The organism is Vibrio sp. 10N.261.55.F4, from assembly GCF_041470465.1.
GTDB classification, from domain to species: Bacteria; Pseudomonadota; Gammaproteobacteria; order Enterobacterales; family Vibrionaceae; genus Vibrio; species Vibrio crassostreae_C.
In genome coordinates this window covers 1-12531 of the sequence record NZ_JBFRMM010000008.1, presented here as the reverse complement: position 1 = coordinate 12531, position 12531 = coordinate 1, and the positions used below count along the sequence as shown (strand labels likewise).

11 protein-coding genes are annotated in these 12531 nt (G+C 44.8%); 3 read left to right on the top strand and 8 right to left on the bottom strand.

Going from position 1 to position 12531, the window contains the following annotated elements; translation table 11 throughout:
* Positions 1–42: 42 nt before the first annotated feature.
* The 7 genes from acpP to yceD form a co-directional block, all read right to left on the bottom strand.
* Positions 43–276, bottom strand: coding sequence for an acyl carrier protein (gene acpP / locus AB4249_RS05590; protein WP_004737381.1), 234 nt, complete (start codon positions 274–276; stop codon positions 43–45).
* A 166-nt stretch (positions 277–442) separates the two neighbouring features.
* Complete coding sequence (gene fabG, locus AB4249_RS05585; protein WP_029235138.1) at positions 443–1177, bottom strand: 3-oxoacyl-ACP reductase FabG; 735 nt, start codon at positions 1175–1177, stop codon at positions 443–445.
* Positions 1178–1202: 25 nt separating this feature from the next.
* On the bottom strand, positions 1203–2126 hold the full coding sequence (fabD, locus tag AB4249_RS05580) for an ACP S-malonyltransferase (protein ID WP_017063479.1): 924 nt from the start codon (positions 2124–2126) through the stop codon (positions 1203–1205).
* A gap of 80 nt (positions 2127–2206) precedes the next feature.
* Entirely contained in the window at positions 2207–3157 is a 951-nt protein-coding gene (locus AB4249_RS05575) for a beta-ketoacyl-ACP synthase III (protein ID WP_010437276.1), read from the bottom strand.
* A 5-nt stretch (positions 3158–3162) separates the two neighbouring features.
* Positions 3163–4188 (bottom strand): phosphate acyltransferase PlsX, encoded by a 1026-nt coding sequence (gene plsX, locus AB4249_RS05570; protein ID WP_017062152.1) that lies wholly within the window; start codon positions 4186–4188, stop codon positions 3163–3165.
* Positions 4189–4197: 9 nt separating this feature from the next.
* Positions 4198–4368 (bottom strand): 50S ribosomal protein L32, encoded by a 171-nt coding sequence (rpmF, locus tag AB4249_RS05565; RefSeq protein WP_004737376.1) that lies wholly within the window; start codon positions 4366–4368, stop codon positions 4198–4200.
* 35 nt (positions 4369–4403) lie between these two features.
* Positions 4404–4931, bottom strand: coding sequence for a 23S rRNA accumulation protein YceD (gene yceD / locus AB4249_RS05560; RefSeq protein WP_017062153.1), 528 nt, complete (start codon positions 4929–4931; stop codon positions 4404–4406).
* Positions 4932–5080: 149 nt separating this feature from the next.
* Between yceD and AB4249_RS05555 the strand changes: the two genes are divergently transcribed.
* The gene (locus tag AB4249_RS05555) at positions 5081–5662 is read left to right on the top strand and encodes a nucleoside triphosphate pyrophosphatase (protein WP_017067204.1); all 582 of its coding nucleotides are present in this window, start codon (positions 5081–5083) and stop codon (positions 5660–5662) included.
* Positions 5663–5955: 293 nt separating this feature from the next.
* On the opposite strand, the gene rluC is transcribed toward AB4249_RS05555, so the two are convergent.
* A complete protein-coding gene (gene rluC, locus AB4249_RS05550) occupies positions 5956–6900 on the bottom strand; it encodes a 23S rRNA pseudouridine(955/2504/2580) synthase RluC (protein WP_017054981.1) in 945 nt (314 codons plus the stop codon).
* Between the two features lie 618 nt (positions 6901–7518).
* Here rluC and rne point away from each other — a divergent pair.
* Both rne and AB4249_RS05540 read left to right on the top strand, forming a co-directional pair.
* Positions 7519–10653: a ribonuclease E gene (gene rne, locus AB4249_RS05545; protein WP_372102482.1), complete on the top strand. Its 3135-nt coding sequence runs from the start codon at positions 7519–7521 to the stop codon at positions 10651–10653.
* 258 nt (positions 10654–10911) lie between these two features.
* Positions 10912–12459, top strand: a complete 1548-nt coding sequence (locus AB4249_RS05540) for a SulP family inorganic anion transporter (protein ID WP_017062156.1) — start codon at positions 10912–10914, stop codon at positions 12457–12459.
* Positions 12460–12531 lie beyond the last annotated feature (72 nt).

Genomic DNA, 12531 nt, shown 5'->3' with positions numbered 1-12531 from the left:
GATAAAACACAGGCGGTCGAGGTGACCGCCTGGGAGAGATTATTACTGAGCGCTAGTTACGTAATCGATAGCTGCTTGAACAGTAGTAATTTTCTCAGCTTCTTCATCTGGGATTTCAGTGTCGAATTCTTCTTCTAGAGCCATTACTAGCTCTACTGTGTCTAGAGAATCTGCACCTAGGTCATCAACGAAAGAAGCTTCGTTTTTAACTTCAGCTTCGTCTACACCTAGCTGTTCAACAATGATTTTCTTTACGCGTTCTTCGAGGTTGCTCATTTTTTCTTTTCCTTTACAGAGTTCGCTTTATGCGATGTTTTCCGTAGTTTATTCAATCTATTGAAAGTTGCAAGGTCAACTTTTCTGGTCAAACCACAATTTTCACGATTTTAACCGAAATTACGTATGATCTTGACTTAAATCATGCACAAATGTTGCACATAATTTACACCATGTACATACCGCCATTGACGTGAAGTGTTTCACCTGTGATATAAGCTGCCGCAGGTGACGCCAAAAATACCACAGCTTCAGCGATTTCGCGAGGGTCACCTAGTCGACCTGCTGGTACATTCGCCAAAGTTGCTGCACGTTGGTCATCATTTAGCGCTTTAGTCATGTCAGTTTCGATGAAACCAGGAGCTACAGTGTTCACTGTAACGCCACGAGACGCAACTTCACGAGCCATTGATTTAGTAAAACCAATTACGCCTGCTTTTGCAGCTGCGTAGTTAGCTTGACCAGCGTTACCCATAGTACCTACTACAGAACCAACGTTTACGATACGGCCTTGACGTTTCTTCATCATGCCACGCAATACAGCTTTAGACATGCGGAAGATAGGCGTTAGGTTAGTATCGATGATGTCATTCCATTCGTCGTCTTTCATACGCATCAGTAGGTTATCACGAGTGATACCTGCGTTGTTAACTAGAATGTCAATCGCACCGAATTCATCGTTGATGGTTTTCAGTGTAGCAGCAATTGAGTCAGTATCCGTTACATTAAGAGCAAGACCTTTACCGTTCTCACCAAGGTACTCGCTGATTGCAGCTGCGCCGCCTTCAGATGTCGCAGTACCGATAACTTTAGCACCACGCTCAACTAAAAGTTCAGCGATTGCACGACCGATGCCACGGCTTGCGCCTGTAACTAGTGCAACTTTGCCTTCTAAATTCATCATAACTTCTCTATTAAGTGGTTATTTACTTAGCAGCTTCTAGTGATGCAGTATCATTAACTGCAGCAGCTGTCATAGTTTTTACGATTCGTTTTGTTAGACCAGTAAGAACTTTACCAGGGCCTAATTCAAGTAGCTTCTCAACGCCTTGCTCATTCATCGCTTGTACACCTTCAGTCCAACGAACTGGGCTGTATAGCTGACGAACAAGTGCGTCTTTAATTTTTGCAGGGTCTGTTTCAGCAATAACATCAACGTTATTGATAACAGGCAATGCTGGCGTGTTGAACTCTAGAGCTTCTAGAGCCACTGCTAGCTTATCTGCTGCTGGCTTCATCAGTGCACAGTGAGACGGCACAGAAACAGGTAACGGAAGTGCACGCTTAGCGCCCGCTTCTTTACAAAGTGCACCAGCACGCTCTACTGCAGCTTTGTTACCCGCGATAACAACTTGGCCAGGAGAGTTAAAGTTAACTGGAGACACAACTTCGTCTTGCGCAGCTTCTTCACACGCTTTAGCAATCGCTTCATCGTCTAGACCGATGATTGCGTACATTGCACCAACACCTGCAGGAACCGCTTCTTGCATCAGTTGACCACGTAGTTCAACCAGCTTGATCGCTTCTTTAAAGTCGATAACGCCGGCACATACAAGAGCAGAATATTCACCTAGGCTGTGACCTGCTAGATTTACAGGTTGCTCTAGGCCAAGCTCTTGCCATACACGCCAAATTGCAACAGACGCTGTTAATAGAGCCGGTTGAGTGCGAAAAGTTTCATTTAGATTTTCTACAGGACCATCTTGAACCAATGCCCATAGATCGTAACCAAGTGCTTCTGAAGCTTCAGCAAATGTCTTTTTAACAACATCATACTGTTCGCCTAGGTCAGCAAGCATACCGATAGCTTGAGAGCCTTGGCCTGGGAATACGATAGCAAATTTGCTCATTGTAATTTTCCTTTAAGCAAAGCAAAAAATTGAATAAGGCACATAAGTTATGTGCCTTGTTTGTTGATTATCGCTTAGGGTTAGAATTTAACTAACGCAGAACCCCAAGTGAAGCCGCCGCCAAATGCTTCAAGTAGAAGCGTTTGACCACGTTTAATTCGCCCGTCGCGAACAGCCTCATCTAGGGCCGTTGGTACGGTAGCTGCTGACGTGTTGCCGTGCTTATCAAGAGTAATCACTACTTGATCAAGCGACATCGTCAGCTTTTTAGCGGTTGCCGAGATAATACGGTAGTTCGCTTGGTGTGGAACTAACCAATCAAGCTCTGACTTATCCATATTGTTCGCCGCTAAGGTGTCTTTAACTAGCTTAGAAAGCTGAGTTACCGCCACTTTAAATACTTCGTTGCCCGCCATGTGCAGCCATTTGTCTGCATCACCGCCGCGCTCTGGTACTTCTAGGCTTAGAAGCTCACCGTATTTACCATCAGAGTAAATATGAGTAGACAAAATACCTGGCTCTTCGCTTGCGCCTACAACCACCGCGCCTGCTGCATCACCAAATAGGATGATAGTAGAGCGGTCAGTCGGATCACAGGTTTTTGACAGTGCATCAGCACCAATTACCAAAACGTTCTTACACATGCCAGTCTTGATGTGTTGATCAGCAACAGACAGTGCGTAGACAAAACCAGAACACGCTGCAGCCAAATCAAACGCAGGGCAGCCTTTGATACCAAGCTTGCCTTGTACCTGACATGCCGAAGACGGGAATGTGTGGCTACTGCTGGTTGTCGCAACGATGATTAAATCAATATCTTCTTTGTCGATACCTGCCATTTCAATGGCATTTTCAGCAGCGTAAAACGCCATATCAGCAACGGTTTCGTTTTCCGCTGAAATACGACGCTCTTTAATACCCGTTCTAGCAACGATCCACTCATCGCTAGTCTCTACCATTTTCTCTAAGTCTGCGTTAGTACGCACCTGAGATGGCAAGTAGCTGCCAGTACCTAAAATTTTGCTATACATGAAGACTAATAATGCCTCTCGAGTAAAACCGCTTCCAAACGATCGCTAATGCGGCTGGGGACTTGTCGTTTGACCTCGTGTACTGCTTCACCAATCGCGTTGACGACTGCAGACACATCAGCACTTCCATGACTTTTAATGACAATGCCGCGCAATCCTAACAAACTTGCGCCGTTATACTGGTCGGGGTTCAAGGTTTTTAATTCAGTAAATAGCTCAGAAAACAGCATTCTGGCTATCCACCCCTTTATTGTTGAAGCCATCATGCGCGTTTTTAGCTTATCAATAAAGAGCTGAGCCGTACCTTCGCACGTTTTTAAGCAAACATTGCCCACAAAACCATCACATACGACGACATCAGCAGCATCTTGAAGTAATTGATTACCTTCAATATAGCCTATGAAGTTCACAGACTGAGTATTAGACAACATTTCAGCGCATCGTTTTACAAGGTCATTGCCTTTAATTTCTTCTGCACCGATATTCAAGATAGCGACACGTGGTGCGCGACCTAAATGTTGTTCTGCTAATGCACTGCCCATGACAGCAAACTGAAACAGTGAATCTGCGTCACTAGAAACGTTCGCCCCTAAATCAAGCATCCATGTGCGATTTCCGGATGCAGTAGGCAAAGCTGAAACCAATGCAGGCCTATCAATACCGGGAAGAAGCTTGAGTCTGAAACGGGATAAAGCCATCAATGCGCCAGTGTTACCACCACTCACACAAGCATCAGCCTGTGATTCGGCAACCAGATCGATAGCGGCACGCATAGAGCTACCCTGACTATTACGTAAGGCTAGTGAAGGTTTTTCAGAATTGGAAATGACTCGATCACAATGCTGGATACTCAAACGAGAATCAGGCATTCGACCTAATGAAGATAATTGAGATGTGATCGCGTTTCGATCACCTATTAGAATGACTTTTAGCTCTGGGAAATACGACAGTGCCTGCACGGCGGCAGGCACTGTTACACGAGGACCGAAGTCCCCGCCCATTGCATCAAGCGCAACGGTTAGATTTTGCAAAGGTCAACCTTACTTGTTGATAACCTTTTTGCCGCGGTAGAAACCTTCGGCAGTCACGTTGTGACGTAGGTGAGTTTCACCTGAAGTTGCGTCTACAGAAAGTGCAGCTGTAGTTAGCGCATCGTGTGAACGACGCATGCCACGCATTGAACGTGATTTCTTGCTCTTTTGTACGGCCATTGACCCTACTCCTATGTAAATTCTTAAAGAAGCAATTACTTCTTTAAGCTTTTTAAAACATCAAATGGATTCGGCTTTTTGTCTTCCTCAATTTCTTCAGGAAGTTCACCAAACACCAAGTTATTTGAGTTAACGCTACATTTCGCATCGTCGTGCATTGCTATTTGTGGCAATCCAAGGATGAACTCGTCTTCAACTAATTGAATCAGGTCTAACTCACCGTACTCGTTCAGATCTACCAAATCGTACTCTTCCGGTGCTTCCTCTTCACTTTTCTCACTGTAAACAGGAGTATAAGTAAATTGGACATCGCACTCATGTGCGAAAACCTCATTACAACGTTGACACTCTAAATCGACTTCGACGTTAGCTTTACCAGAGATAACGACTAATCGTTGTTCATCAAGCCCAAATGACATTGAGACTTGCGCGTCACGTTTTACGCCTTCAGTTGCTTCAGTTAAACGCTTCAAAAGACTGACCTGGATGATACCATCCATATCGAGTCGTTTTTGAGCCGTTCTTGCCGGATCAACTGTACGCGGTATTTTTTCCTTTTGCATAGGGCGCGAATCTTATCTTCCAAATCGTGTTTAGTCAAAGGAAATGGCAAAAAAAATGTACTTTCCTGCCTTTCCTATTCAGAGCATTATGAATAGCAGGACAAGTTACGTTATCCTGAGATAAATGCTTCCTTGAATTGTAAATTAAAATGAGAAATTACCAACTAGTTTTAGCCTCTACATCACCATTTAGGCAAGAGATCCTCAAAAAACTACAGTTAAGCTTCATTACAGCCAAGCCAGACTGCGATGAAACGCCGCTTCCAGAAGAGACACCACAACAGTTGGTGATGCGCCTTGCTGAGACCAAAGCTAAGTCTTGTGTTGTGGAGCAACCTAGCTTAGTCATTGGTTCTGATCAGGTTTGCGTAATTGATGGAGAGATCATTGGTAAGCCTCACACTCGAGAAAAAGCGATCGAGCAGTTATCTCGTCAAAGCGGCAAGAGCATTACTTTTTATACTGGGCTTTCGGTTTGGAACAACGAAACCAATGAAGCTGACACGCGTCTCGACACCTTTGTAGTGCATTTCCGCGATTTAACTAAGCAACAGATCATTAGTTATGTTGAGAAAGAGCAGCCTTATTACTGCGCAGGTAGCTTTATGTGTGAAGGGTTAGGCATCGCGTTGTTTAAACAGATGGAAGGGAAAGACCCAAATACTTTGATCGGCTTACCGCTGATCGATCTAGTCGATATGTTAGAAGCGCAAGGAATGGGTGTACTATAACGGATACGCTCTCTTTGTTAGAGATCCCTACTCCTTCCTTCGTCAGTCTAGGGAATGGCGGAACACGCAATTTTATCTAACCAACTAATGATATAGAGCGTGATTTTAAAAAGTCGTCATCCTCAAGAGCGAGGAACGAGCGACTTGGGGATCTTCTACAACAGATGAAAACAAAAAAGGTTGACGATATTCGTCAACCTTTCTCATTTATGGATACTGAAGAACAAATTTAGAGGCACTCTATACCTTCGTATCTCGTATCTCGTATCTCGTATCTCGTATCTCGTATCTTCTTAAAGCTTACGTAAACCAGTTAGGGCTTTCTCTAGCCTTCTTTCCATTGGCGCCGAGATATCCATCTTCTCTTCACTACCTGGGTGTGTGAACTTGATGTTTGCTGCATGTAGGAACAGACGATCAAGACCAACCTTACCCGTGTAAGCGTCAAAACGACGATCACCGTAGCGATCATCCCAAGCAATTGGGTGACCAGTATACTGAGCGTGCACACGAATTTGGTGTGTTCGGCCTGTAATTGGGCTTGCTTGAATCAACGTCGCCTCTTGGAATTTTTCTAAAACCTTAAAACGGGTTTCAGAAGCTTTACCATTCGGGTTAACTCGAACAATGCTGTTCACTTCATTTTTCAACAAAGGTGCGTTGACGACTTTGCAGCTGTTCTTCCATTCGCCCATAACTAAAGCGAAGTAGTATTTTTGAACCGTTTTTTCACGGAACTGTGCTTGAAGGTGTCTTAGCGCCGAGCGCTTCTTAGCAACAAGCAAAATGCCAGACGTATCTCTATCGATACGGTGCACTAATTCAAGAAAACGAGCATCAGGGCGAAGAGCACGTAATGCTTCAATCGCGCCAAATTTTAATCCGCTACCACCATGAACAGCAGTGCCAGACGGTTTGTTAAGAATTAGCATGTGATCATCTTCATAAATGATGCACTGTTCTAATTCTGAAACCTTGTTGAGTTTCGTGCTCGGCACGTTCTCTTCTGTTTTCTCTTCAATAGTAACCGGAGGGATACGAACTAAATCGCCAGCTTTTAGTTTGTACTCAGCCTTAATGCGTTTTTTATTTACGCGGACTTCGCCTTTACGCACGATTCGGTAAATCATGCTTTTCGGGATGTTTTTTAATTGGTTGCGTAAGAAGTTATCAATACGCTGACCAGCCATATCTTCGTCAATGTCGACGAATTGGACTTGGGTTCTAATTTCGCTCATTGCGCTATTGTATCACTGTCACTTTTGATAATTGATATTTTCTTAGCCCTATTCCGAACTTATTTATCCCTAATCCTTACCGATCTATCCCAAAATGGTCATTGAAGTTCTATATTTCTTTGATTCTTCGAACAAAAAAGCATCAAGATTCCTGCAAATTAAAATATCAATTGATAAATTATTTATAGACAGTGAGTTAGAGCTATCAAAACCCAAACAAAAACTGTTTTTTTTACAGCATTCCGACAAAGCAGATTGCTGTGTTTACCGACCGCTGCTATAGTTCACAGCTGCTATCAGTGGTTTGACTATTATTTAAACAGTTAACCATTCATAAGCAAGTAAATGAGTAGATAACTCAGATTAGACAGTGCTGCAATCGGCGTAAGACACGGTCAACTGAGTTCCTTATCGCTCTACTCACGTACACTCATGTTGAGTATTCACCGCCACATCGCGGATCATAGGCTAACTCCCTATGATGACTGACGTGCCCCAGAGCATCCCTCTCCAGCCGGGAGGCTGCACCGATAAAGCCATGGGATCTGGCACCATGAGAAACGAAATAAAGCGATAAGAACAATGATGAAAATAAGAAAAGACAATGAGAATTTCTAAATGAAAAGAATGTTAATTAACGCAACTCAAAAAGAAGAGTTGCGTGTCGCTTTGGTTGATGGCCAACGACTGTTCGATCTAGATATCGAAAGTCCAGGTCACGAGTCAAAGAAAGCGAATATCTACAAAGGACGTATTACCCGTATTGAACCAAGCCTAGAAGCGGCATTCGTTGATTACGGCGCAGAACGTCACGGTTTCCTCCCTCTTAAAGAAATTGCCCGCGAATACTTCCCTGAAGGTTATACATACCAAGGCCGTCCTAGCATTAAAGAAGTGCTAAAAGAAGGCCAAGAAGTAATCGTACAAGTAGAGAAAGAAGAACGTGGTAGCAAAGGTGCTGCACTGACAACTTTCATCTCTTTGGCTGGTAGTTACTTAGTTCTTATGCCTAATAACCCTCGTGCTGGCGGTATTTCTCGTCGTATCGAAGGTGATGAACGCACTCAACTGAAAGCAGCATTAAGCACTCTTGAGCTTCCTCAAGGTATGGGCTTAATCGTGCGTACAGCGGGTGTTGGCAAAAGCGCAGAAGAGCTAGAGTGGGACCTGAATGTTCTATTGAACCATTGGGGCGCTATCAAGCAAGCTTCTGATTCAAATGCAGCTCCTTTCCTAATTCACCAAGAGAGTAACGTTATTGTTCGCGCAATTCGTGACTACCTACGTCGTGATATTGGCGAGATTCTAATCGACAGCAATACTATTTTTGAACGTGCACAAGCGCACATTCAATTAATACGCCCAGATTTCATGAATCGCGTTAAGAAATACGATGGTGAAGTGCCACTATTCAGCCATTACCAGATTGAAAGCCAGATCGAATCTGCTTTCCAACGTGAAGTTCGTCTTCCATCTGGTGGTTCTATCGTAATCGACCCAACAGAAGCACTGACTTCTATCGATATCAACTCTGCTCGTGCAACAAAGGGCGGCGATATTGAAGAAACAGCACTTAACACTAACCTAGAAGCTGCCGATGAAATTGCACGTCAATTACGTCTACGTGACCTAGGTGGTCTTGTTGTAATCGACTTTATCGATATGACCCCGGTTCGCCACCAACGCGAAGTAGAAAGCCGTCTACGTGATGCCGTTCGTTTAGATCGCGCACGTGTTCAGATTGGTCGTATTTCTCGCTTTGGTCTTCTAGAGATGTCTCGTCAACGTTTGAGCCCATCACTAGCAGAAGCAAGCCACCACATTTGTCCTCGTTGTACAGGTACTGGTGTTGTTCGTGATAACGAATCTCTAGCACTTTCTGTTCTACGTTTGATTGAAGAAGAAGCTCTAAAAGACAACACAGCACAAGTACTTGCTGTTGTGCCTGTTCCAATCGCTTCTTACCTTCTGAACGAAAAACGTCGCTCAGTAAACCACATCGAGAAGAACCAAGAAGTTAAGATCACTGTTGTTCCTAACTCAGACATGGAAACGCCGCATTTTGAGGTTATCCGTGTTCGTGAAGGTGAAGAGTTCGATCTACTATCTTACTTGCTGCCTAACAAGCTAGAAGCTCTAAAAGAAGCGGAAAGCAAAGAGCCTGCTGAACAGACTATTCGTCCTAAGAAGATCGAAGAACCTGCTCTGAAAGGCTTCGCAGCTCCTGCTCAATCAGCACCAACTCCTGCTCCAGCACCTAAAGCTGTAGAAGAGAAGAAAGCTGAACCAGCAGCGACTCAAGAACCAGGCCTAATTGGTCGTTTCTTCAAAGCTATCGGTAGCTTCTTATTTGGCTCTTCAACTCAAGAAGAGAAAAAAGAAGAAGAGAAGAAAGAAGAAAAACCTAAAAACAATCGTAACAACGGCAACCGTCAACGCCGTGATCGTAACGATAACCGTCGTCGTAACCAACGTGGTGAGCGTGGCGAACAGCGTAACGACCGTGGTGAACGTGGTGACAATCGTAACGAAAACCGTGACAACAAACGCCGCCGTAAGCCAGCTCGTGATGAGAAGCCTGAAGAGCAAAAAGAAGCAGCTCCACAGCAAACTCGTCAGCCTCGCAAGCCTAAGCAAGACCGTCGCAACAAGCCACGTGATGAGCAGAAGCAACGCGAAGAGCAAGCACCATCTAAATTAGCAGAAGAAGGTCTACAGCTAGCAGCAGAAGCACAAGCTGGTAAACCGGAAGCGCCTAAGGCTAAACCTGAAGCGAAAGCAGCTAAGATTAAAGAGCGTCGTCAGCGTCGTAAACTGAACAAGCAAGTTCGTGTTAAAGACCAACAAGCTCAAGCTGAAGATAACGCTTCAAAAGAGCAGGTTGCTGCTAAAGAACTATCTGTTTCAAAAGAACAGTCAGTAGCTCAAGAGCAAAAAGTTGCGGAACAAGTAGAAGCAACTCAAGCGAATGCAGAGCAAACTGAACAGGAAGAGCCGAAACAACGTCGTAACCGTCGTTCTCCACGTCACCTACGTGCAAGTGGTCAACGTCGTCGTCGCGGTCGTGATCGTCGCCCTAACCCATTCCGCCTACGTAAAGGTGGTGTAGCTTCTCCAGAGATGGCTATGGGTAAAGTGATGCCTCGCTTCATTCCAAAACCTCACCACAAGCAGGCAAAGCCTGAAGTGGCTGAAGTTCAAGTAGCAGCTGAAGCTCAAACATCTGTTCAAGAGCAGAATGTTGCTCTAGAGACGGCACCACAAAGCAACGTAGCAATGACTGGCGGCTTCGCATGTCCAGAGCTTGCAATGGGTAAAGTTATCATCCGTCGTGAAGATGCTGCTGTAGTTGAAGCTCCTGCAGTCGTTGAAGAAGCACCAGTGGTTGTTGAAACCGCGAAAGTTGAAGCTCCAGTGATTGCAGAAGCGACGAAAGTTGAAGCGCCTGTTGTAGCAGAAGCTGTGCAAGCAGAAGCAACACCAGTTGTTGAAGCTGAAGCGCCTAAAGCTGAAAGTGCAAAAGTTGAAGAAGCACCTGTTGTTAAAGCAGAAGCTCCTAAAGCGGCACCAAAGGCAGCTGTTGCTAAGAAGCAAGCCGGTTCACCAATGACTAAAGCTCCTGGTCCTCAAGAGATCAAAGAGATTGAAGTGATTGCAGCTCCGTTCCGCACTGAACGTTTTGTATCGAAAGGTGCAGGCAGTCAGGCAGCGTCGAACAAAGCTGGCGCGGCGATGACTAAGCCAAACTACTAGTGATTACTGATAGGTAATCGCGAGTAAATAGAATCAAAGGCTGCTTATTAAAGCAGCCTTTTTCATATCTACTAATCGAATAAAAATTAACAGATATATTACTCAAAGTTAGGTTCAACCTTGAACTTAATCACATTTTTGGGTAGCATTCGCGCACTTATCTTTTCGACACTTCGCTATTGCCGCTCTTTTCCATCACTGTTTGGCTACGCAATACACCCGTGTCGGTAAATCCATCTTAAGCATAGCTGAGCAAACATGTTCGAATTCCCACAATTTTCAAAGCACTCTGTAAAGAATGACGTGCTTTCAGGTCTTACAGTAGCCCTGGCTCTGGTACCTGAAGCTGTAGCATTCGCCTTTGTTGCTGGCGTTGACCCAATGGTTGGTCTTTATGCAGCATTCATCGTAGGTTTAATCACTTCTGTCTTTGGCGGCCGTCCAGGTATGATTTCTGGCGCAACCGGCGCAATGGCCGTTGTAATGGTGAGCCTAGTGGCAACCCATGGTGTTCAATACCTATTCGCAGCCGTTATGCTGGCTGGCCTTCTGCAAATTGCAGCAGGTGTATTTAAACTAGGTAAATTTATCCGTATCGTTCCACACCCAGTAATGATTGGTTTCGTGAACGGTTTGGCCATTGTTATCTTCCTAGCTCAACTTGGTCAATTTAAAGCGCCAGACGTAACAGGTGCGTTGACTTGGTTACCAAGCGGTCAAATGACACTAATGCTAGGTCTAGTAGCCCTTACAATGGCTATCATCCACTTCCTACCTAAGCTAACAACAGCAGTACCATCTTCATTAGTTGCTATTGTTACAGTAACGGCTTTGGTTGTGGGTCTTGACCTTGAAACTCGCACTGTTGTCGACTTCCTACGTACAATGTCTGGTGACGAAGCTGCTACGCTAGCGGGCTCTCTTCCAACATTCTCAATTCCTGCTGTTCCGTTTTCTTTAGATACACTACAGATCATCCTGCCTTACGCAATTATCCTTGCGGCTATCGGCCTGATTGAATCTCTGCTGACACTGACAGTACTAGACGAAATGACAAACACTCGTGGTCAATCTAACCGTGAATGTGTTGGTCAAGGTATGGCTAACGTAACGTGTTCTGTATTCGGTGCGATGGGTGGTTGTGCGATGATCGGTCAATCGATGATCAACGTAAACTCAGGTGGTCGTGGTCGTCTTTCAGGTATCGTCGCCGCAGTTGCACTACTGATGTTCATCCTGTTCGGTTCTGCACTGATTGAAATGATTCCTCTAGCAGCACTTGTGGGCGTAATGTTCATGGTTGTTATCGGCACATTTGAATGGGCAACCTTCAAGCTTGCGCGTCGCGTTCCTAAACAAGACTTCTTCGTTATCGTTCTTGTTACCGTAGTAACAGTACTGACTGATCTTGCTGTGGCAGTAGGTGTTGGTGTTGTCGCTTCTGCGCTAATGTTTGCTTGGCAACATGCTAAACACATCTACGCAGATACATCAGTAAACGCTGAAGGCTCAAAAGAGTACAAAGTTAACGGCCCAATCTTCTTTGGTTCAACGGCTAACTTCCTAGAGTTGTTTGACGCATACAACGATCCACAAGATGTAATCGTTGATTTCGCAAACTCACGCGTGACTGACCACTCTGCAATTGAAGCGATCGACACGATTGCTGACCGTTACGCGGCGCTAGGTAAAACACTTCACCTTCGCCACCTAAGCCAAGACTGTGTTGCTATGCTGCACAAAGCAGGTAGCTTAGTTGAAGCGAACGTTGCAGAAGACCCAATCTACAAAGTAATGTCTAAGTAATCTTAGCTGTAGCTTTAAGTTAGATTTAGAGAGGCCGACATTCAATGTCGGCCTTTTTTATGGTTCATCGCG

Coding starts and splice junctions, on each gene's coding strand:
- acpP (WP_004737381.1), bottom strand. CDS start 276: ATGAGCAACCTCGAAGAACGCGTAAAGAAAATCATTGTTGAACAGCTA.
- fabG (WP_029235138.1), bottom strand. CDS start 1,177: ATGAATTTAGAAGGCAAAGTTGCACTAGTTACAGGCGCAAGCCGTGGC.
- fabD (WP_017063479.1), bottom strand. CDS start 2,126: ATGAGCAAATTTGCTATCGTATTCCCAGGCCAAGGCTCTCAAGCTATC.
- AB4249_RS05575 (WP_010437276.1), bottom strand. CDS start 3,157: ATGTATAGCAAAATTTTAGGTACTGGCAGCTACTTGCCATCTCAGGTG.
- rpmF (WP_004737376.1), bottom strand. CDS start 4,368: ATGGCCGTACAAAAGAGCAAGAAATCACGTTCAATGCGTGGCATGCGT.
- yceD (WP_017062153.1), bottom strand. CDS start 4,931: ATGCAAAAGGAAAAAATACCGCGTACAGTTGATCCGGCAAGAACGGCT.
- AB4249_RS05555 (WP_017067204.1), top strand. CDS start 5,081: ATGAGAAATTACCAACTAGTTTTAGCCTCTACATCACCATTTAGGCAA.
- rluC (WP_017054981.1), bottom strand. CDS start 6,900: ATGAGCGAAATTAGAACCCAAGTCCAATTCGTCGACATTGACGAAGAT.
- rne (WP_372102482.1), top strand. CDS start 7,519: ATGAAAAGAATGTTAATTAACGCAACTCAAAAAGAAGAGTTGCGTGTC.
- AB4249_RS05540 (WP_017062156.1), top strand. CDS start 10,912: ATGTTCGAATTCCCACAATTTTCAAAGCACTCTGTAAAGAATGACGTG.